Below are 22,418 nucleotides of genomic sequence, written 5' to 3'. Positions count from 1 at the left end.
CAGCACTTATCTGCGTAGAGTCAAGTAAGACCTGTTTATTTTGAATGCAGTATCGAAAAATCGGAAATTCTATTTTTTAAGTTCACGTTTCATAAGTACTTCCAGATAGGCTACCGTGTTCACTAAATATTTTCGGTCTTTGGTTATGGTAGCTACCGCAATGGCACCTTGAAGCATGGTGTAAAATTGTTTGGCGAACTGTAATGGGGTTACCGGAAGATTGAGTTCATTGCTTTTGACTCCATTTTCAAGCACCAATGCTATTTTTCCTTCGATATTTTTTAAGGTTTCCTTAGCCGCAGCCGCCAACAACCTATTGTTGTTTTGGGCATCGACACCAACATTTAAAATAGGACAGCCGCCCATTTCCAACGTAAAAACATCATAGTTTCGATAAAATTTGGTGAGGGCAAGCAGCTTGTCCATAGAAGTTCCTGCTGTGTCAAGCTGGTCATCAATAACCTTGAGCAAACGTTTACTGTTGTATTCAAAGGCTGAAAGTGCCAAAGCCTCTTTGTTTTCGAAGTTGCCGTATAGTGCACCTTTCGTCAACCCTGTGGCCTCTGTAAGGTCACTCATGCTTGTGCCTATATAGCCAAGTTTGTTAAAAATGGGCGCAACAGTTTCAATAATATAAGCGGTGGTTCTTTCGGCTTTGGTGGTCATAAGAATCAATTTTATACGAATATAAAAAATCTATATACTGCATGGTATATATTCTTGATAAAAAATGGGCATCCAAATTATGGATGCCCAAAAAATCTAAAGGTTTATTTTCAATGAAAATGATGTAGGGCGTTTATTCGACCAGTTCATTTTCGTTTCTAAAGACTAACCTGTCATCGAACGAATCAATTAGCACAATACTGTCGGTCTTTAATTTACCACCTAAGAGTTCTTTCGATAAACTGTTCAAGACTTCTTTTTGAATCACTCTCTTAATGGGTCGGGCACCATACGTGGGGTCATAGCCTTTTTTGGCTAAATATGATATGGCTTCCTCGGTCGCATCAATTGTAATATGCTGTTTTGCCACAACTTTTTTCAAATGTTCCAATTGTAATTTTACAATTTGAGTTATATCCTCGATGTTTAATGGAGTAAACATTATAATATCATCGATGCGGTTCAAGAATTCGGGTCGAATGGTTTTTCTTAGTAGACCGAGAACTTCAACCCGAGCTGATTCTGTTGCGCTATAAATGTCATCGTTATCCTCAAATTTTTCTTGAATAATATGACTGCCCATATTACTGGTCATTATTATAATGGTATTCTTGAAATCGGCAACCCGACCTTTGTTATCTGTAAGTCGCCCTTCATCCAATACTTGAAGTAAAATATTGAAAGCATCTGGATGCGCTTTTTCAATCTCATCTAAAAGTACAACGGAATAAGGCCTTCGCCTAACCGCTTCGGTCAATTGTCCGCCTTCGTCGTAACCCACATATCCTGGAGGTGCACCGACCAATCTACTTACGGAATGCCTTTCTTGATATTCGCTCATATCTATTCTGGTCATCGCATTTTCATCATCAAAAAGATAGGCCGCAAGTGTTTTTGCCAGTTCGGTTTTACCGACCCCTGTTGTACCTAGAAATAAGAAGGAACCTATTGGGCGTTTAGTGTCTTGTAGTCCAGCCCGGCTTCTTCGAATCGCATCAGAGACGGCTTGAATAGCCTCTTCTTGACCTACGACTCTTTTGTGCAGTACTTTTTCAAGTTGCAGTAATTTTTCCTTTTCACTCTGTAGCATCTTGGTGACCGGTATCCCTGTCCATTTGGCTACGACTTCTGCGATGTCCTCATTTGTGACTTCTTCCTTGATAAGCGTTCCCGCATTTTGTTGCTCGTGCAATTCTATCTGAAGATCTTCCAGTTTTTCTTGAGCCTCTTTTATCTTTCCATAGCGGATTTCTGCTACTTGCCCGTAATCTCCATTGCGTTCGGCCCGTTCTGCATCCAATTTAAAGTTTTCAATATCCTGTTTTGTTTTCTGAATATTGTCGACCACGGTTTTTTCACTTTCCCATTTAGCAAAAAGTTCATTCCGTTCTTCTTTGAAATTGGCCAAATCGGCATTGAGGGATTTTAATTTCGCTTGATCGTCTTCTCTCTTGATTGCTTCAATTTCAATCTCCAATTGCATGATTTTGCGATCCAGTACGTCTAATTCTTCAGGTTTTGAATTGATTTCCATTCGGAGTTTAGCAGCTGCTTCGTCCATTAAATCGATGGCCTTGTCAGGTAAGAACCGGTTGGTGATGTAACGCTGTGAAAGCTCTACGGCCGCGATAACGGCCTCATCTTTGATGCGTACCTTGTGATGTGCCTCATATTTTTCCTTGATTCCTCTAAGAATCGAGATGGCACTTTCAGTATCGGGTTCGTTTACGACTACCTTTTGAAAACGACGCTCCAAAGCTTTATCTTTTTCAAAATATTTTTGATATTCATCTAAAGTCGTAGCGCCTATTGCCCGTAATTCACCTCGTGCCAGTGCAGGTTTTAAAATATTTGCGGCATCCATGGCTCCTTGACCACCGCCAGCACCTACCAGGGTGTGTATTTCGTCAATAAAAAGTACAATGTCGCCATCTGAAGCGGTAACCTCTTTAATTACGGCCTTTAATCTTTCTTCAAATTCCCCTTTGTATTTGGCTCCGGCAATCAGGGCACCCATATCTAAAGAGTAAATAACTTTATCCTTTAGGTTTTCAGGAATGTCACCTTGAATAATACGGTGCGCCAAGCCTTCTGCGATAGCTGTTTTACCCGTACCCGGTTCACCGACGAGCATCGGGTTGTTCTTGGTTCTTCTGGAGAGTATTTGAAGAATGCGCCGAATTTCCTCGTCTCTTCCGATTACGGGATCCAATTTTCCGCTATCGGCCAGTTTGTTGAGATTTCGGGCATATTTATCCAATGAGTTATAAGTTTCTTCGGCACTCTGGGAAGTCACCTTCCCTCCCTTTCTTAGTTCTTCGATAGCCGATTTCAAATGCTTCTCTGTTACTCCCTGATCTTTCAAAATCTGGGATATTTTGCTTTTAGACTTGAAAATAGCCAATAACAAATGCTCGATAGAAACATATTCATCTTCCATCTTTTTTGCGATGATGTTGGCTTCGTTCAAGGTCTTTCCAGCTTCTCGTGAAAGCATGATTTCGCCACCTGAAACTTTTGGGAAACTTTCAAGTTCTTTGGATAAAATTTGCTTGAGCAGGGGAAGGTTAACGTTTAATTTTTTCAGAATAAAAGGAGTTACATTTTCGTCAACTTCCCATATAGACTTGAAAGTGTGTTCGTTTTCGATCTGTTGATGGCCCATTTCCTGGGCAAGTTGCTGGGCTTGCTGCAGAGCTTCCTGGGCCTTTGTAGTAAAATTATTAAAGTTCATATATCTTGTTTTTAAGTGTTATTGTTTACTTTTGATAGCACAAGGACAACAACCTTACCAAGAGTAATTGTGTGTCAAAATGTCATTTTTTTTGAAATAAAAAATGACATTTTGACACTGTGTAAGCAGTGTGCGAAACCTTCGACTTATTAGTTTAAAGTTACAAAAATGGGAGTATTTGATAGTTTGTTTGGTAAGAAGAATTTGGAACCTAAAAAAGAGGGGGAAGCAATACCTTGGATACCTTTGGTCTCTCTGGAACAATTAAATGAAATCGAGAAAAAGTCGCATACAAAGCCACAGGCAATCTTTAAACATTCTACCACCTGTGGTATTAGTCGTATGGTTTTAAATATGTTCAAGCAGAATTACCATTTTTCCGCAAATGAAATGGATATGTATTTTTTAGACTTACATAGGAACCGAGAGGTGTCTAATGAGGTGGGGTATAAATTTCAGGTCATGCATCAATCTCCACAATTATTGGTTATTAAAGATGGGACAGTCGTAGCCCATGATTCGCATGGTGCCATAACGGATATAGATTTGGGGAAATATTTATAATTAGCTAGTTAAAGCGCTGTTGGGTCATTATCAATTTGAGATTGGATTTTAGATTTTCTCCAGCGTCATAAACCATTTGTTCATTTGTTGGAAAGGGGATAGCTGCTAACCCCAATTGAGATAGCAAGTTGTTCTCCAGGGCTCTTTTGTCGCCATCGTGCCGGGCATATATGTGCTCAAATTTAAATTCACTAGCTAATGGGTATGAATTCACGAGCTGCTGCTTGTTCAATTCAGTAAAATTGACGACCCCAGAGACTTGAGCGGTTTTATATTGGGTGAACTGATAGAAATTACATTTGACTGTCTTGAATTTATCTATTTTTATTTTATTCCCTAGGCTATCTTTGACTACTTTTCCATCATTGTCAAGAGCATATTCATAGCCATCTTTAACCTGTTTCTCTTTAATTATCTGTTTCTCCCTGATCTGCTCAGGTGATATTTCAATCGCTTTTAGCGAAACCTCCATGGCATAATCGTAGTTTACGTCAGGTAACGGATTATTGTGGTATTCCGTCCATAAGTCATTGAGGCCATAGGTGTTGAAGTTCAGTAGTTCTTCTTCCAGTTTGACAGGTATTACCTTATCCGTATGATTGGCCATAACAACTTTTACATAATCCAGTCCCCTGCTATAGGCTTCTTGCATTTTTTCTTTGCTGTTGGAATATCCAGGGTTGATTTTTTCTAAATATTTGAAGTCTTCATAAGCTTTTCTGTAATCTTGCTTATGTGTGGCGTTGGTAAGCAACATTGTGGCATTGGTATATAAGTAATCTGAAAGTTCTTGTTTTACCGAAATAATATTATCATCGTAATTTTTGAAATTGAATTGTGCATATCTATTCTCTTCATTTAGATATAGTGGCAAGAGGGGGCGAATTTGTTGTTGAATTTGTTTTAAAGCATTATATGAGCTGAAAATAGCTTCATAATTTGCCGGATTGCCATCCTGCCTTAGAAATGCGATATGTTGTAATTCCCTTTCCTGATTTTTTTTAAAAGCCTCTTCTAATAATACAATATAGGGTTGATTCGCTTTTTTAGTCTTATTCTCTCTTAGGTTTTGCAGTGAGCTACCGATGGCATTGTTATAATCTCCTGTATTGATGGCCTCCTGTGTTTTTTTTACGCCATTGCAGCCAATCATTAATAGTATGACCGTACATATTAATATGAAATTCTTCATAACGATAGGTTTTTTTTTGTTACCTGAGTAAGTTTGGGAACCAATTTCAAGCGTTGTGCCAAAATGGTTCTATTGATAACGAAAAAGGATGAACTATCGTATAGTATCGGTCAGATACCTCTTTTTATAGCTTTTAAGAGGCATTGATTTTACAGGGATAGAATAGCTAAAGATTATCTAATCAATTTAATCTAGTGCGCATATAACTAGTATGGGATAAAGGGGTGTTTATAAAATGCTATTTTTTTGTTTTGTGCTGAAAAACGGGTAGTAGTTTAGATGTAACTTCTCCGAATCCGATTCTCAGGCCATTCTTTTCGCAATACCCTCTGAGTGTTACGGTATCATTATCTTCTATAAATTTGCGCTGCTCGCCGTTCTTTAGTTCAACTGGTTTCTTCCCCTGCCAAGAGAGCTCCAGCATTGAGCCATAAGAATCAGGTGTCGGCCCTGATATGGTGCCGCTTCCCATTAAATCTCCACTGTTCACTTTACAGCCATTTATTGTATGGTGTGCCAGCTGTTGCGCCATAGTCCAATACATATACTTGAAATTAGATTTGCTGACCGTGGTCGGTTCGCTGAGTTCCGGGGTAATATCAACTTCTAGGTGAATATCAAAACTATGGTTGTTGTTCTGTTGTTGCAGATAAGGCAGGGGGGCGGGGTCTTGTTTCGGACTTTCTATACGAAAGGGCTCTAGGGCGGCCATAGTAATTATCCAAGGTGACATGGAGGATGCGAAATTCTTTGATAAAAATGGTCCGAGTGGCACATATTCCCACTTTTGAATATCTCGGGCACTCCAATCGTTGAAGAGTACCATGCCAAAAATGTAATCTTCTGCTTCATCTACAAGAATAGGTTCGCCCAGCGCATTGGCATCAGTTGTGATGAACGCCATTTCCAATTCAAAATCGACCAAATTTGAAGGGCCGAATACTGGCTTTTCTGCCCCTTTCGGTAGGGTTTGCCCCATAGGCCTACGAATGGGCGTGCCACTAGTGACTATCGATGAGCTTCTACCGTGATAGCCGACAGGTAGATGCAGCCAATTCGGCAAAAGTGCATTTTCGGGGTCGCGAAATATGGAGCCTACGTTGGTAGCATGTTCACGGCTTGAATAGAAATCTGTGTAATCTCCGATTTGGACTGGCAGCTGCATCTCTATCTCTTCCATCGCAAATAACACGATTTTTTTATGGTCCTCGTTGTTTTGCAGTTCAAAATTGTTAATATCAAAAATGGCGCTAATGCGGTTTCGTACCAAAAGCCACGTTTTTTTTCCATCCGATATAAAATCGTTCAAAGTATCTTGCAGAAAGATATCATCGGTCAATGGAATGTCTTTAAAGTACCCCAGTTGATGTAATGCTCCAAGATCGATGGCGTAATCCCCAATTCGGGTACCTATGGTAATGATGTCATCTCGTGTCAAAAAGACCCCGTATGGGATGTTCTGAATTGGAAAATCAGATTTTTCAGGTATAGAAAGCCATGTTTTTTTAGAAGGGTCATTAGGGTGTAGGGCCATATCAAAATTGTTAACTTATGTTTGATAAATTCTTAATCAAATATATTCTTTTCTTCCAATTTACGATGGGCAATTTGTACTTTTACGTCTTCATTTAACAGAATACAAAAATATGCAGCGCGACAACGAAATTTTTGAACTTATAGAGGCTGAAAAAGAACGCCAAATCAATGGAATAGAGCTTATTGCATCTGAGAATTTTACTAGCCCCCAGGTAATGGAGGCTGCAGGTTCGGTTCTGACCAACAAATATGCAGAGGGGTATCCCGGGAAACGTTACTACGGAGGATGTGAAGTAGTCGATAAGGTAGAACAGTTAGCCATTGATAGGGCCAAAGAGCTTTTTGGTGCTGCCTATGCCAATGTTCAGCCACATTCGGGCTCCCAAGCCAACGCTTCGGTGTATCACGCTTGTCTTCGGCCAGGTGATACTATTTTGGGCTTTGATTTGTCACACGGGGGGCATTTGACACACGGGTCGCCGGTCAATTTTTCAGGACGACTGTATAACCCTGTTTTTTATGGGGTGGATAAAGAAACAGGTGTTCTTGATTATGATAAAATACAGGAAATTGCAGAAAAGGAAAAGCCCAAGATGATTATCGCAGGCGCTTCGGCATATTCCAGGGATATAGATTTTAAACGATTTAGGGAAATTGCGGATAGTGTGGACGCGCTTCTTTTGGCCGATATTTCGCATCCGGCAGGACTGATAGCCAAAGGTATCTTGAGCGATCCCATTCCGCACTGTCATGTTGTTACTACAACGACCCACAAAACATTACGTGGCCCAAGGGGAGGTCTCATATTGATGGGGGAAGATTTTGAGAATCCTTTCGGTATTCGCCTGAAAAATGGAAAATTGAGAAAGATGTCGGCATTATTGGATTTGGCGGTATTTCCTGGTAATCAGGGCGGACCACTCGAGCATATTATAGCTGCAAAAGCAATCGCTTTTAAAGAGGCCTTGTCAGATGATTACCTTGCCTATATGTTGCGGGTAAAGAAAAATGCGTCGGCAATGGCCGCTGCCTTTGTGGCTAAGGGGTACAATATAATTTCTGGGGGAACCGATAATCACATGATGTTGATTGACCTGCGGAATAAAGATATTTCTGGAAAAGATGCCGAAAAGGCATTGGTGGGGGCTGATATTACGGCCAACAAGAATATGGTTCCCTTTGATGACAAATCACCTTTCGTTACTTCAGGTATTCGGTTTGGAACCGCTGCCATAACAACAAGAGGATTGGAAGAGGGTGATATGTCTACTGTCGTGGAATTTATCGATGAAGTACTCAGACATCCAGAAAATAGTGATAGAATAGCTGCCGTTCGAAAGAAAGTAAATGCATTGATGCATGGAAGAGCGCTATTCAACGCCTAAAATCGTTGAACTTTTGTGAGGAAATTTGCCTATTGAATTTTTTACGTATGCACGTTTAGAGGTTCAATAGGTGAAGTTCACCACTTATGATACAGAGATTTTCTAAGTCATAAATTACCGCATCTTCTTCAGAGTCATAGTACATACCCCAAAATTTCAAAAAACCATTCTCATACTTGGCCTCATCACACTGAGATTCTAAAGAGCTATATTTTCCGGTGGTTTCTTCGAAAACTGATATATAAATTTCATAAGGTATTTCGGTCAGTCCTCTGGTGAAATGTACATAATGACTACCGATTCCGGCAAAAATACTTTCAAATTGTTCAGGTATGCTTTGGTTGTAGTTCTTTTTGATTATGATGGAAGTGTCTTTCAGGTTAATGGAAAACTCTTCAATGTCTACGGTGAAGTCATTTAGTTCACAAAGGATTTTGACCTCATTGACCAAAGTGGACTTGCTAGACTTAAAATTACCCCAATTTCCTTTGTTGAAATGATATAGTAATTCTACTAGACTAAGATTGCAGTCCATCTCGATAACTAAATTCACCGATTCGCTATGGGATGAATATTGACGAAAGGTAATTTTGGAGAAATAGTTTTTCTCTAGATTTTTTCTGAAATTGTCCAATCCATTAATTTGAAAATTCTCGTTGAATTCAAATAAAAGATTGTTTTTTAGGTTATTTAAGTATATTGGCATGCCGAAAATGATTGTGCTTAGTTGTAAAATTAAGTTTTAGGCACAAATTATAGGCATAGGAAAACCTTATAAAAACCGAGGTTTGTCTTCAATTATTTCCAAAAATTTCGTATAAATTGATATTAGTAAGAGAAGTATTTATCAGATTGTAAGATTTATATGAACCCTCTTTTTCTCGCTTCTTCGATTAAAGCAATATCGTTACCGTGTTCTATACCAAAAAGTGATTTCAATTGACGTTTACGGGCTTCTACGGTTGTGTTTGCAACAGAAAGTATGGGCGCAATATCTTTAGTTCTTGTGCCTATCGATAAGTGGTACAGTATTTTTTTGTCTTGTTCGTCTACAATCGCATCGTTGGCCAACCTTCTTCTTACTGCTTCAAGAGCACTTGCCGTATAATAGGGAGGTCTTGTGGTTACCGTTCTGACCATAGCTTTCAAAGACATTTCATCTATTTCCGACTTTACCATATAGCCATCGGGGTTTACCGATTTGAAGACACTGTTGATGCGATAGCTATCGCTATAGGAAGACATAAAAACAATTTTTGATTCAGGCACCACTTTTCTTGCAAAAATGCCCAAATCTTCCCCGCTTCTTGTTTCTTTGGAGTGGTCGGGAAACAATTGCATATCGAGCAGAATGATATCATATTTTAATGAGCGCGCCGACATTTCGATCTTGTTCCAGCCGGCTTCAAAACTATTGGCCATATCGACTCTGATTTCTTTTCCATCAAAATCAAAATCGGTCAATATATATTTGTAACCTAAAGCGGTCATGGCATGATCGTCCACTGTCAAAATTCTAATTATCTCCATCAGTTACTTTTGCGGTTTGTTATTAACCTAAGTAAATCTTTTCGTTCCGAATTCATTCTGTCATTGAATGAAATGCAGTTGGTATTTTCAAAGTAATGGTTGTTCCTTTGTTCAATTCACTTGAAATATTCCAAGTACCATTTACTTTATCGATGCGCGAAGCAATATTTCGCATTCCGATACCTTTTTTTCCTTTGCTTGCTTGAAACCCTTGACCATCATCAATAATTGTGATGTCGAGATTACTTTCGTCGACTACAAAATTAAGAAAAACGTTTTTGCAATTAGCGTGTTTAACGGAGTTTTGAAGAATTTCTTGCACCATTCTGTAAGAATTTATTTTTATTTCGCCGCTTAATGCATCCCAATCGGTGTTGTCGTTGTATTTGAAGTCCATTTTAATTCCTGATGCATCTCCCACATTTTTCAACAATTCTTTTATGGAACTAATAAAATTAGGAATTTTTTGATAGGCCGAATGGCTTAATTCATGTGATATGGCGCGTACTTCGCCCTCGACCTCTTTCAACGCTAATATGGCTAGCGCCCTTTCGCTAATGGCTTGGGCATCCACTTTCTTGTTTAAACCGGTCAATACCATTCGGGCTCCCAACATTTTACCTAAAACACCGTCATGCAGTTCTTCCGAAATACGCTTCTGTTCCGTTTGTTTGCCTTCCTCCACTTTTTGATTTTGGGAAAGCATGAGACTGAAAATTTCCTGGTTGCTTGCCTGTTGTTGCTGTTGAAACCTTAGCTTCTGATTTTTAGCCCGTTGGTCGACAATAATATAAATTGCCCCTCCTAAAAGCAATAATCCTACGGCAATACCTGTCCAGATTTGATTTTCTTTGGTAAGCATTTCATTTTCTGCAATAAATTCGTCTGTTTCAAAACGTATACGGGCAAACTTATTGCGAGCTTGGCGCTCTTCTCGCAAGATACGGTCATTTAAATCGATGTATTGTTTGGTGTACATCATAGAACTTTTGGGGTCTAATCGTGATAAAAGTTCTAAAGTTTCCAAAAGCCGGTCATTGTTGCTGCTCTGCTCTGCAAAATACTTGGCTTTTACTGCGCTTGCCAAGGCCCGCGTAGTATCTTGCCTACTTAAATAAAGTTCGGCCAAGCTATAATGGCTTCCGCCAATACCTGTAATATCACCAATACTGTCACGAACATGAAAAGCCTTTATTAATTCTTGCTCAACGCCGAGGGTGTCGCCCGACATTAATCGGTTATAGGCTAAATTATTAAGAGATCTGGCATAAAGCTGAGGGTTTGCTTCGTGAAGATCATCGGTTGCCAACACTTCTTGAAAATAAGGAATGGCCTTTTCGTATTCTCCTTTGTCTTTGTATACTACACCAATATTATTGAGTGTTATATACTGCAGTATGCTTTTATTATCAAATTTATTCAGATAGTCAAGTGCCGTTTGGTGGTATTCGATGGCCCGATCGTATTCAGACAAATTGTTTGAAACGACAGCAAGATTGTTGTAACAGCTATAGAGTTCTTTGTATTTTTTAAGCGGTTTTAGAATTTCAATTGCATTTATCGTTGTGCTTTCACTGCCTGTATAATCCTTAATGTCTTTTTGAACAACGGCCATATTGTAGAGCATTCTTCCCTCATGGTACTTATCGTTTAGGGCCCTATACAGCTGGTATGATTCTTCAAAATGAAAATAGGCACTGTCAAGTACAGCGTTCTTTTGATAAAACTCGGCAAGATCCCAATGCGCTTCTGCCGACACTACCGAATCTTTTGTTTTTAGTGCCAGGTTGATAGTTTCGCTGTTCGCCTTTCTAAAAAGCAGGGAATCTTCCAAGCGTAGATAAGCTATTGAAAGTCTGGAAAAATATTTGACCTTGAGCGAATCGTTTTCTGATTGATTTGCTTGAATATAGGCCTTTTCAAGATATTCGTGCCTAAGCTCCGGCGTCAAGGATAAATCTCGACCTTTTTTGATTTGGGAAAAAATACTGTCGCTATATGTGGCACCATTTTCTGTATTTGATTGTGGGGTGCCTCCAGTGCAACCTATAAAAACAATAAGCGGAAAAAGTTTAAGAAGCTGATATTTATGCACTTTGGCTATTTTTATTCCCATAAATCAGTAGTTACAAGGTATAAAAAAAGCCTTAAAAATTTACTTTAAGGCTTTACTGATTTTATAAAAGTAATGTTTTAGTCCCTTCCGTCTATTGGGGTGTGCTCTTCATCTCCTCCAGCTTTAACATCTAATGTCTCATATAATGCCTGTGTGTCTTCTGCATTGGAATCTTCTTCACAAGAAAATAATCCGAAACTCATTACCAATACTGCGAAAATGCTTACTACTTTTTTCATAATTTTTGTTTTTATTATGTTAGTGGTTAATTTTTTATTACACTGCTAAACTAATACAACATCGCGTTGTTGGCGAAGCATTTTGGCAAACAGTAGTAAATGTAAGGAGTCTGATAGTGAAAGGTAGGTTTCTGTGAGTATTGGTTTAATTTAGTGCGGAAATAGAGTTTTTTGATAGTATTCGTTTAAGTGTATCTATATTTTCTCGATATGATTTAGAGAAGGGCAACTTGACTTTTCTGAATTTCAAAGTACATACCGACCGACCATAATTAATTCTTGATACGTAATCGGTATTAAGAATGTAACTCTGGTGAATACGAACGAAGTTTTTTGGAAGTTGTTGTTCGAAGGTTTTTAGTGTTTTGAAAGCATTTATGATTGAGCCATCTTTCATAAAGAATTCAGTCGCATTGTTATCTGCCTGTAAATAGAGAATATCTTCGGTGCTCAAATATTGAAAGTCACTATACGATTTTAAACAGAGTGTCTGAGGTTTTGACTCTTTCGGCATATTTTTTTTAAGTCGTAAAAGTGATTTTCTGATATCGAACTCACTAAACGGCAATAGCCAATAGTCAAAAAAGCTATTTTTAATTGCTTCATATGCATATCGTTTTGTTTTAGAAACTCCAATTATAAGCGGAAGATTCGTTATATATGCATTAAGCTCCATAGCCATTTGAAAGTATTCACTTGCTTTATCGTTAAGATTGACAAAAACGATATCGGGCGAGAATTTGAGAATAGAATTTAAACCTTCATCACTGTTCCTTGCAATCGAAGCGCAGGTAAAATCGCCATATTCTTCCAAATAATGCTGTAATTGCAGATTGGAAGTTGCGTCAGAATCAATAATGGTATAGGTGTATTCCATTTTGTGCATTGATATTAAACGCAAATTAGGGATAGTTTATGATAGTAGATATTAGGAAAACCTTATAAAAAACGAGGTTTTTGTTGTCAATTGACTGGAAATCAGCAGTTTTTGAAAGAAAATACTTTCACAAATAAGAATTTTACTACAATTTAATTCGAAGTAAGTGATTGGTAAGCACCAATATCGGGTGTGTTTGTTCTGTCCTTTCCGCGAATATCCACGGGTACATCTAGCGCACCATCATCATTTGCTACTCCCTTTGCCTGAGAATTTAATCCAATATTAAAGTTGTTGTCTGTGGCATCTGAAAAGTCGGCATCAAGGTTCAAAAAGACATCCTTATATATAAGGGTATTGTTAAAGTCATAAATGGGGTCTGAAGCGGGCGTATTATTGTTGAAAGAAATCAAGCAATTGGTAAAGGAGATATTGAATGCCTTACTGTTCTCTTTATTTAATAGAATCTCATTGGTGTTATTGCCGTCGATAATACAATTAGTGAAATCGGCATTGATTAGGTCGTCGCTGGCGTTCCCCACATAATTATCAATTTCAAGTGCAGGGCTACTTCTAAAACCATTTTTCCAATAGTTTGCAATAGTACAGTGGGTAAAGGTATATACCCCTCCTAAATTACAATACAAAGAAGTACTGCCCGATCCGCCTAAAACCACATTTTCTGCGATTATAGCTGCAGATTTGGTCCAAAGATTGATGCTTGAGCTATTGTAAATCTGGGTGTTCTTTAATGTTAACGTAGGTGTTTGCAATAGATTATCTCCTTCTGCAAAAAGACCGATGACCGAATTTTTAATTGTAAGATAATTTATAGTATTGGCTGTACTTCCGCTTAAAAGGTATACTCCTCCCCATTGTCCGGGAACATTATTCAGTTCAAGTTCTAGTCGGTCACCTTCGAAAATAACATCGTTTTCGAGAATTTTGTCATCTAAACTTAATTTCCCATTGATATGTATGGAAGCGTTTTTCTGAACCAAAATACCGGAGTCTTTATGAAAATATATGCGGGTGCCTGGATCAATAAGCACTTCTTTTTGAGGTGGCACTGTTGCATATCCGTATATCACATAGGGCTTTTCATTGGTAAAATGCAATTGATCGTCTGATAGCAAAAAACCTTCAAGATGAATCTCGTTAATATCGGTGTCCGAATCAAAGGTTATGGTTTCTTTAATTTTATTGCTCGAAGTGGTCGTATATAGAAATGTGGCATCTTTGACCAAGGTAATCAAAGGTACTTGCTGGGTAGTGTTCTTAGAGCTGAATTGTATGACATCGGTATGTAGAAATTCTTTTTCGGCGATATTCGAAAGGTCAAAAGTAGTTTCAATGAAAATGAATATGCTGTCGTTGGCCAGTATGGGTATGTTCTCGAAGTTTTTGCCGGCAATACCATCGACATTTAAACGGTAGGCACTATTTTGGTTTTTCCCTAGGCCGATCGACGGGATTAAAATATCCTTCTTTGTTTTATTATATACTTTTAGGGAATAGGTACTGCTTCCGATATTGGTGAATATGGTATCTAGAAACACGGTATCTTTCGAAAACTCCAAATTTCCAGTGCTTATGGTATATTCAAAGTCTTTTCTACAGGAACTCCAAAGGCCTATAAGGAGTATGGTAATAATAAAAGAACTGCAGAAGCGCATGTGCTTTAAGAATGGTGTTTGAATTAGTTCATAGATATAACGAAAGATTAATGGCTATTGGTCTTTAATTTTCTCTTTCTTTATGAATACTTGTTTTATGGTTTCTGAAATCCGCGCAGGCTTGAACGTTTTGTTGTTCAACAGGCACCATGTTGTAACTGAATGGAGCAATAGCTGATTTGTTTTGTCATTATACATTTCTACAACCCGTGTAGAGGTTGCCCCTTTACTTTTTGCAATATGGGTCTTAATGGTGATTACATCATTAAGTTTCGCTGAATTTTTATAAGTAATATTGTGGTTCATAACTACCCAGATGACACCATTTTGCATTTCCGCGGGGGCGGCCGATTGCCAATGTTCTTTAGAGATATCTTGTATCCACTGCACATAGCGCACGTTATTGACATGATCTAATTCGTCTAGATCATCGGTCATGACAGTTATCTTTTTGTCGTAGGTTTCCATTTTATTTTTTTAAGATTTTAATCTCAAAAAGTTTATCCCAATTTTTTCCTGTAACAAAAAATGTCTTTCGCTCTTTGTGATAGGCAACACCATTCAGTACATCGAGGGCTTCGTGTTGGGTCACCTTATTTTTTAATCCGCCGAAGTTTACCACACCTTCAATTGCCCCGCTTTGGGCATCAATGATCATCATGCTTTCTTTTTGATAAACATTGGCGTACAATTTGCCATCTACATATTCCAATTCGTTGGCTCTGTTGAAAATAGACTTATTGGTTACTGTTTCGATATGGCCTTCCTCTTTTAAAGTCTCGGGATTTAAAAACCATATTTTTTCAGTTCCATCACTTTTGAATAATTTTGTTCCATCATTGGCAAGTCCCCACCCTTCCTTACTTTCGCCGTATTGAAAGTTGTCTAACTTTTCAAGATTTTTCAAGTCATAGATGAAACCGATTTTGCTACGCCAAGTAAGCATGTAGATTTTATTATTGAGAATGGTTATGCCTTCCCCGAAAAAAGTATTGTCTAAATCGATTTGTTGAAGAACCTTACCAGTATTGTAATCAACTTTTCGAAGTGATGATTTTCCTTTTTTGCCTGTACTCTCATAAAGCGTGTCGTTATGAAACTCAAGGCCCTGAGTGTATGCATTTATGTCGTGTGGGTATACTTTGATAATCTCATAGGTATATATTTCAGGAGCCGTAGCGGCGAGAATTTGAATTTTCTCCGATACCTCAACGGAAGTTTCTTCATAATCTACTTTGGCTGTTAGAATTTTGTTGCCCAACTGAGGCATGTTCAGCTGAACCTTATCATTGGTTACAGGAAGCTTTTTACCATCAATAGCGTATTCAACCTTATTTATGACCTTATTCTTTTTGTTGCCAAGGCCAATGGTTATGGTTTCGTTTTGTTGAAATTGTGTTTTGTTCCCTTCCAGTTGAATAGTGAAAAAAGATGCGGCATCTTTATTGCCGCCACATGCCATAAAGAGTATTAAAAGACTACCGAAAATAAGATGTTTAAATGTATTCATGGCTATGCGTTTTATGTTCTGAACCGCAATCAGGACTTTGTTTAGTTGAAAAATGATTAATTATCTTTTAAGTAACGCTTAAACCAGGGCAAGTTAATTCATAAAATTATGAATGTAAAACAATTGCCAGAGATTTAAAAGATTGTATATTTGTGGTCGGCAAGTCCTACACGACCAGCTCCTGTAGAATCCCCCAGGGTGGGAACACAGCAAGGGTATATGGTTGTAGCGGTGCGATGTAGGTAGCTTGCCTTTTTTTGTGCCTTAAATTCTGCAATCAAGTGAACAATAGGTTTAAGTTTTTTTACGAACGACCTATTTTTCAACTCTTCTAATATTATGCTGAAGTCCCTTATGTTAATCTGCTGATTACTTGATTTTATTTTTTAATTTGTAGTTATTATGAAACGAAAAGTGGTTCTTATATCGGGTGGGTCATCTGGAATAGGAAAATCGATAGGACAATTTCTAAAATCCAAAGGTTTTGTGGTTTACGGTACCACTAGAAGCCCAGAGAAATATTCAGATTTTGAATATTTTAAGCTTTTAAAAATGGATGTCCGAGATTTCGATAGTATTCGAAAGGCCGTAGAACATATTGTAGAGACCGAGGGCAGATTGGATGTATTGGTGAATAATGCAGGTATCGGTATTACGGGGCCAATAGAAGAAACTCCCCATGAAGAGATTGTAGGTGTCTTTAATACAAATTTTCACGGTTATCTGAATACGGCAAAGGCTGTTTTGCCCGTGATGCGAGAGCAGAAATCAGGACTTATTATAAATATTACTTCCATTGCCGGTTACATGGGCTTGCCTTACAGAGGTATATACTCGGCTACAAAAGGAGCTGTGGAGCTGGTTACCGAGGCCTTGCGAATGGAAACTAAAGATTTTGGGGTGCATATCACCAATTTGGCCCCTGGAGATTTTGTTACCGACATTGCGTCGGGCAGATATCATGCCCCTGTTCTAGAAGGGTCACCTTACAAAACCGCATATGAGCAGACATTGAAACAGATTGATGAAGGTGTGCAAGAAGGCCAAGACCCTATAAAAGTGGCGCACAAAGTGTTTTCAATTATCAATACCAATAGGCCCAAAGTACATTATAAAGTCGGATCTTTTATGCAACGTTTCTCTTTAATGCTGAAAAAAATATTGCCCGATAAAGTATACGAGAAACTATTATTAAGTCATTATAAGTTGTAATTTTGATGTCTGTCATGTTCTTAACACGATATTGTTTTTAAATTATTTAATCATATTTAACCCAACACGAAATGAAATTTTTTATAGATACTGCCAATTTAGATCAAATTAAAGAAGCACAGGAATTAGGTGTGCTTGACGGGGTAACTACGAATCCATCTTTAATGGCAAAGGAAGGCATTACCGGAAGAAACAACATTTTAAAGCATTACGTAGATATCTGTAATATTGTCGAAGGTGATGTGTCTGCTGAAGTTATTGCCACTACTTTTGATGAAATAGTTAAGGAAGGGGAGGAGCTAGCAGAACTTCATGATCAAATTGTGGTAAAAGTGCCTATGATCAAAGATGGCGTAAAAGCTTTGAAATATTTTTCAGATAAAGGTATTCGAACGAATTGTACTTTGGTGTTTTCTCCAGGACAAGCTTTATTGGCGGCAAAGGCAGGAGCAACTTATGTTTCTCCGTTTATCGGAAGATTAGATGATATCTCTACTGACGGATTGAATTTAATTGCGGAAATTCGATTGATTTACGATAACTACGGTTTTGAAACCCAAATTTTAGCCGCTTCCGTGCGCCACACGATGCATGTTATAGATTGTGCAAAATTAGGTGCCGATGTTATGACCGGACCTTTGTCTTCAATTGAAGGCCTTCTTAAGCATCCATTAACGGATTCAGGTTTGGAAAAATTCTTGGCCGACTACAAAAAAGGTAATTAAGAAACTTGATTCTCTGAAAAAGGGAAATCATGTCAAAACCCTAGGATGTTTTTATCTTGGGGTTTTTTTATTGATCGAAACTGGAGGCTGAAGCTAAAAGGAGGCGTACATATTAGAAAATGCATCGACAATTATCGCATCATTGGTGATGATGCATTTGTTCAAAGGATAAATAATAAGGGATTTGGTCACTTCTTCAAAATTTCCGGTTCTATATTGATTGGCTTTGTTAAGTCCTGAAGTTTCGACTAATCCCTTCCATTTTGTTTCATCGGTTTTTATATTGATACCCACAAAAGTATATTCTGGCTTATGCTCTGAAAGCTGATCTACCCGCTTTACCATGTTCTCAAAATGTCTCCTGTCATTTCCTGTCCAAAAGTAAAAAACCGCTTTCTTATTTTTTGAAATGTCTTGTAGGGAAACAATTTTACCCTGCGTATCGGAAACCATTACATCAGGAATTTTTTTGTTGGGCTGAATACTCAATATACTTTGGTACAGGGCATCTATTTCACCGATGTGCTTATTGTTATCCGATAGGCTGTGAATTTTTTCAATAAAAACCCTGTTGTTCTCCTCACTGTCGTGTGCTTTTAGAAGATATTCAAAAGCGACCGTTCTGAATAAATTGTCTTTGAGTTCTTTGTTGCTTTCAACGAGGCTATCTATCAGACCCAGTTTGTGCTGGTTATAATGCAACTTGTTTTTTATGACGTTGTTTTTAATGACACATTTGTGGGAGCAGTTCATATAGGTCAGATTCCCAAAATGATTGATCATAAAGTTGTAGTAGGGTTTGAGATAGGTTAGGTTTTCGTTGTTGAAATCCAAATCTTTTCTGTAGGCATAGAATGTATCGGGAAGTTCTTCTATCTCTTTTTTTTGTGTATACTTTCTGTGTCTAAAGGGATATTTTTCTTTGTAGGCATAGTAGGTGTAATCTACCGTTGCCCTGGCTATTTCATTGGCCTTATCCGATAACTTGGATTCAGATACCAAAACGTCCAAGTGATCAAGTTTCTCGTTTCTTAGAGAATCTATTCGTTTACTAAACTCGTTTTGTTCTAAAGCGAAATAAGAAGAATAGATAGCCTTTTCCTCGGTCTCATAAGATAAGTACAAATCCAAAAGAAAATTATTGATTTCTTCTCCAATTCCCGAGAACACTAAAGACTCATCAAAATCGACTGTATTCAAACGAACCATCAAACTGTCCCCCTTTTCGAGATATACATATTGATATTCAGGTGCATGACTGAAATGGTAGAGTCCTTCTGTGATGGAGTCAAAAGAGAAAGAAAATCGGTTGCGATTGTCGATTCTTGCCGAATCTATAATGGCGTCATTCTTGAACAACACAACATATTCGCTACTTGGGTTTATAATCTCACCGGCAAAATAGACCTTGGATGAACTTTTTTTACCATTATTACATCCGACCAACCCAACAATGAACAGATAAAGTAAAATTCTATGCATACACGAACGTCTCTCTATTGTAACAAACAAAATTAATAAACGCCCTTTCGCAACGCTGTTAATAGCGAGTTAAATGTTAGGGAGTTACGTTAAACCTATAAAAATAAAACGGTTCCTATATAATTGGTTTCGGCCATTATATTTCTTTATTTTTGCACGAAATTTAAAAGAGAAATTTATGCTGTCCGTTTCAAATTTATCAGTGCAATTTGGAAAAAGAGTCTTGTTTGATGAAGTCAATACTGTGTTTACACAAGGCAATTGTTATGGGGTCATTGGTGCGAACGGTGCCGGTAAGTCGACATTTTTGAAAATATTATCGGGTCAAATAGACCCTACATCGGGGCACGTGCATTTAGAGTCGGGCAAACGTATGTCGATTTTAGAACAGAACCACAATGCTTATGACGAGTTTACCGTACTGGAGACGGTTGTAATGGGCAATAAGCCTTTGTTCTCTATAAAAAAAGAGATTGACGAACTCTATGCCGATTACACAGATGAGAATGCTGATAAAATCGGGGAGCTTCAAGTTCAGTTCGAAGAGATGAATGGTTGGAACGCGGAGAGTGATGCCGCCGCACTTTTGTCCAATCTTGGAATTTCAGAAGACTTCCATTATACCCTAATGGCAGATATGGATTCTAAACTAAAAGTACGTGTCTTATTGGCGCAAGCTTTATTCGGAAGTCCTGATGTGCTGATTATGGATGAACCTACCAACGACTTGGATTACGAGACTATAAACTGGTTGGAGAATTTTTTGGCCGATTATGAAAATACCGTAATCGTAGTCTCGCATGACCGTCACTTTCTAGATGCCGTATGTACACACATATCGGATATCGATTTTGGAAAAATAAACCAGTATTCCGGGAACTATACGTTCTGGTACGAGAGTAGTCAATTGGCCGCCCGACAAAGAGCGCAACAAAATAAAAAATCGGAAGAGAAGGCAAAAGAGCTACAAGAGTTTATCATGCGCTTTAGTGCAAACGTAGCGAAAAGTAAACAAGCGACCTCTCGAAAAAAGATGCTATCAAAGTTAAAGGTTGAAGATATCAAACCTTCAAGCCGGCGGTATCCCGCCATAATTTTTGAAAGGGAAAGGGAAGCAGGTGATCAAATTTTAAACGTTGAAGGTTTAGGAACCTCATCTGAAGATGGCGACTTGCTTTTTCAGGATGTTAATATCAACCTCGCAAAAGGTGATAAAGTGGCCGTAATTTCAAAAGATTCAAGAGCGACCACGGCCTTTTATGAGATTGTTAATGGAAATAAAAAGGCGGACAAGGGATCGTACCAATGGGGAATCACTACAAATCAGTCATACCTCCCAGCCGATAATTCGAATTTTTTCACTGATGATATCAATCTCGTAGATTGGTTGCGTCAATGGGCAAAAACCGAGGAGGAGCGGGAAGAGGTATATGTGCGCGGTTTTCTGGGAAAAATGCTATTTAGTGGAGAAGAAGCATTGAAAAATTGTAAAGTGTTGTCCGGAGGCGAAAAAGTTCGTTGTATGTTGAGTAGAATGATGATGTTAAGAGCCAATGTACTCATGTTGGATGAGCCGACGAACCATTTAGATTTAGAAAGTATTACCGCCTTTAATAATTCACTTAAGAATTTTAAAGGAACTGTACTGTTTACAACCCATGATCACGAGTTTGCACAGACAGTTGCCGATCGAATTATCGAGTTGACACCAAAAGGCAACATTGATAGATATTTGACGTTTGATGAATATATGTCTGATAAGACAATTAAAGAACAACGCGGAAAAATGTACACCGTAAACGCGTAAATTTTAGATTAAAGAATAACCCAAATTCTTACATAATGAAAACCTACAGCATGATTTGCGCCGTATTGGCGTTGGTGGTCGTTGGTTGTAATACATCTGACGATGCCTCTGGAGTCGAAGAAGAAAAAACTGTTCAATCAGATTATAATTTGATATTGAACCTCAATGGCATATGGTCTTCCCATCACCTCAGTGCCGGTGCCGATATACTAGCAATTAATTCAGCAGAAACCGATGCATTTGTTGATGTTGCCGTGCCTGAACTGACCTATCGAAATGACGATGTCTTAGGGTTTTATCACGAACAAACAGACTGCAGTGGAAAAGTGACGCTTCATGACTTTAACGAAGACCTGGCGAATGAGATTACTGTTTTTACTGATATTGCAGATTGTAATACATTGACGGTAACCAGTCTTGCATATGCCTCGAATATGGTTTATTTATCCTATGTAGTTGAAGTCAACTCCAAGGATAAAACCTATTTTGTTAGAGCTATCGATCTGACTTTAGAAGAAGAAAATTTTGTTGATATTGAATTGCACAAGAAACCACTTCAGATGGTGTTTGCAAATAACCGGGTGTTCGTACTTACTTTTGATGAAAAGGAGACGAATGAGAATGGCCTTGTGACTATTGATGCTACATCGAATACTGTAATCAATGAGAAGAATTTAGGTTATGATGCCCGACAATTATTCGTAAATGTCGATGATGATATAATTATCGCTTACGATAGTCTTCATACACTATTGAACAGCAAAACGTTAGCTTTGAATTATGTGAACTACGAAGAGGGGAAAGAGCCGAACTTTGCAACATCTAACGCTACTTTTTTTAACTCAAAAGGAATCTTGTATTATGGACGTCCTACTACTGACGGCATATTTCCGAGTATACCTGCAATTTATGATTTTGGAAAAAGGACGGTTTATTTGTACTACTATGAGAATTTCTTGACCGAGGCACAACTGCAGTTTGAATATGAAATTGCAAACACTACCATGGTGAGCTATGATGATAACAACAATCTATTATTGGTGGGGTACAGTAAGGCTACTGGTGCTGGCAAGGGCGGACTTTTGCGAATAAAGGTAGCTCCCGAGCCAGAATTTATAGATAATATAGATCTTGATGGGGTTCCTTATGCCATTTATTTTAAGTAGA

Annotated in this window: 19 protein-coding genes and 1 other RNA gene; 7 read left to right on the top strand and 13 right to left on the bottom strand. The window is 38.2% G+C overall.

Annotation, left to right across the window (positions count from 1 at the left end):
• Window positions 1-69: 69 nt before the first annotated feature.
• Window positions 70-666, bottom strand: coding sequence for a TetR/AcrR family transcriptional regulator (locus AACZ88_RS11135; RefSeq protein WP_339709964.1), 597 nt, complete (start codon window positions 664-666; stop codon window positions 70-72).
• Between the two features lie 133 nt (window positions 667-799).
• Window positions 800-3,400 carry an ATP-dependent chaperone ClpB gene (gene clpB, locus AACZ88_RS11130; protein WP_339709962.1) on the bottom strand — a complete coding sequence of 867 codons (2,601 nt, stop codon included), beginning with the start codon at window positions 3,398-3,400 and terminating at the stop codon, window positions 800-802.
• 168 nt (window positions 3,401-3,568) lie between these two features.
• Here clpB and ytxJ point away from each other — a divergent pair, with 168 nt between their 5' ends.
• Window positions 3,569-3,964 carry a bacillithiol system redox-active protein YtxJ gene (ytxJ, locus tag AACZ88_RS11125; protein ID WP_339709960.1) on the top strand — a complete coding sequence of 132 codons (396 nt, stop codon included), beginning with the start codon at window positions 3,569-3,571 and terminating at the stop codon, window positions 3,962-3,964.
• 4 nt (window positions 3,965-3,968) lie between these two features.
• On the opposite strand, the gene AACZ88_RS11120 is transcribed toward ytxJ, so the two are convergent.
• Together AACZ88_RS11120 and fahA are read right to left on the bottom strand one after the other, a co-directional pair.
• A complete protein-coding gene (locus tag AACZ88_RS11120; RefSeq protein WP_339709958.1) occupies window positions 3,969-5,156 on the bottom strand; it encodes a hypothetical protein in 1,188 nt (395 codons plus the stop codon).
• Window positions 5,157-5,394: 238 nt separating this feature from the next.
• Window positions 5,395-6,690 (bottom strand): fumarylacetoacetase, encoded by a 1,296-nt coding sequence (gene fahA / locus AACZ88_RS11115; RefSeq protein ID WP_339709956.1) that lies wholly within the window; start codon window positions 6,688-6,690, stop codon window positions 5,395-5,397.
• Between the two features lie 112 nt (window positions 6,691-6,802).
• Here fahA and glyA point away from each other — a divergent pair, with 112 nt between their 5' ends.
• Entirely contained in the window at window positions 6,803-8,077 is a 1,275-nt protein-coding gene (glyA, locus tag AACZ88_RS11110) for a serine hydroxymethyltransferase (protein ID WP_339709954.1), read from the top strand.
• Between the two features lie 55 nt (window positions 8,078-8,132).
• On the opposite strand, the gene AACZ88_RS11105 is transcribed toward glyA, so the two are convergent.
• The 8 genes from AACZ88_RS11105 to AACZ88_RS11070 form a co-directional block, all read right to left on the bottom strand.
• Window positions 8,133-8,783: a hypothetical protein gene (locus AACZ88_RS11105; RefSeq protein ID WP_339709952.1), complete on the bottom strand. Its 651-nt coding sequence runs from the start codon at window positions 8,781-8,783 to the stop codon at window positions 8,133-8,135.
• A 155-nt stretch (window positions 8,784-8,938) separates the two neighbouring features.
• Window positions 8,939-9,607 (bottom strand): histidine kinase, encoded by a 669-nt coding sequence (locus AACZ88_RS11100; protein ID WP_339709951.1) that lies wholly within the window; start codon window positions 9,605-9,607, stop codon window positions 8,939-8,941.
• A 52-nt stretch (window positions 9,608-9,659) separates the two neighbouring features.
• Complete coding sequence (locus AACZ88_RS11095; RefSeq protein ID WP_339709949.1) at window positions 9,660-11,723, bottom strand: tetratricopeptide repeat protein; 2,064 nt, start codon at window positions 11,721-11,723, stop codon at window positions 9,660-9,662.
• A gap of 77 nt (window positions 11,724-11,800) precedes the next feature.
• Complete coding sequence (locus tag AACZ88_RS11090; RefSeq protein WP_339709947.1) at window positions 11,801-11,962, bottom strand: hypothetical protein; 162 nt, start codon at window positions 11,960-11,962, stop codon at window positions 11,801-11,803.
• Between the two features lie 145 nt (window positions 11,963-12,107).
• Window positions 12,108-12,863: a LytTR family DNA-binding domain-containing protein gene (locus tag AACZ88_RS11085; protein WP_339709945.1), complete on the bottom strand. Its 756-nt coding sequence runs from the start codon at window positions 12,861-12,863 to the stop codon at window positions 12,108-12,110.
• A gap of 128 nt (window positions 12,864-12,991) precedes the next feature.
• Complete coding sequence (locus AACZ88_RS11080; protein ID WP_339709943.1) at window positions 12,992-14,515, bottom strand: hypothetical protein; 1,524 nt, start codon at window positions 14,513-14,515, stop codon at window positions 12,992-12,994.
• 54 nt (window positions 14,516-14,569) lie between these two features.
• Complete coding sequence (locus AACZ88_RS11075) at window positions 14,570-14,983, bottom strand: thioesterase family protein (protein WP_339709940.1); 414 nt, start codon at window positions 14,981-14,983, stop codon at window positions 14,570-14,572.
• Between the two features lies 1 nt (window position 14,984).
• A complete protein-coding gene (locus tag AACZ88_RS11070; protein WP_339709938.1) occupies window positions 14,985-16,025 on the bottom strand; it encodes a glutaminyl-peptide cyclotransferase in 1,041 nt (346 codons plus the stop codon).
• Window positions 16,026-16,182: 157 nt separating this feature from the next.
• Here AACZ88_RS11070 and ffs point away from each other — a divergent pair.
• The 3 genes from ffs to fsa all read left to right on the top strand — a co-directional run bounded on the left by ffs (window position 16,183) and on the right by fsa (window position 17,962).
• Window positions 16,183-16,281, top strand: an RNA gene (gene ffs / locus AACZ88_RS11065) — signal recognition particle sRNA small type.
• Window positions 16,282-16,427: 146 nt separating this feature from the next.
• Window positions 16,428-17,237 carry an SDR family oxidoreductase gene (locus AACZ88_RS11060; protein ID WP_339709935.1) on the top strand — a complete coding sequence of 270 codons (810 nt, stop codon included), beginning with the start codon at window positions 16,428-16,430 and terminating at the stop codon, window positions 17,235-17,237.
• 71 nt (window positions 17,238-17,308) lie between these two features.
• On the top strand, window positions 17,309-17,962 hold the full coding sequence (fsa, locus tag AACZ88_RS11055; RefSeq protein WP_339709933.1) for a fructose-6-phosphate aldolase: 654 nt from the start codon (window positions 17,309-17,311) through the stop codon (window positions 17,960-17,962).
• 93 nt (window positions 17,963-18,055) lie between these two features.
• On the opposite strand, the gene AACZ88_RS11050 is transcribed toward fsa, so the two are convergent.
• Window positions 18,056-19,444, bottom strand: coding sequence for a transaldolase (locus tag AACZ88_RS11050; protein WP_339709930.1), 1,389 nt, complete (start codon window positions 19,442-19,444; stop codon window positions 18,056-18,058).
• Window positions 19,445-19,622: 178 nt separating this feature from the next.
• Here AACZ88_RS11050 and AACZ88_RS11045 point away from each other — a divergent pair, with 178 nt between their 5' ends.
• Window positions 19,623-21,251 (top strand): ATP-binding cassette domain-containing protein, encoded by a 1,629-nt coding sequence (locus AACZ88_RS11045; protein WP_339709927.1) that lies wholly within the window; start codon window positions 19,623-19,625, stop codon window positions 21,249-21,251.
• A 35-nt stretch (window positions 21,252-21,286) separates the two neighbouring features.
• A complete protein-coding gene (locus AACZ88_RS11040) occupies window positions 21,287-22,417 on the top strand; it encodes a hypothetical protein (RefSeq protein WP_339709925.1) in 1,131 nt (376 codons plus the stop codon).
• The last annotated feature ends 1 nt before the right edge of the window (window position 22,418 follow it).

The sequence above is a fragment of the uncultured Kriegella sp. genome (assembly GCF_963975415.1).
In the GTDB taxonomy this organism is placed as follows: Bacteria; Bacteroidota; Bacteroidia; order Flavobacteriales; family Flavobacteriaceae; genus Kriegella.
Note: the sequence above shows the minus strand (reverse complement) of the source record. Positions and strands in the feature narration are given on the sequence as shown.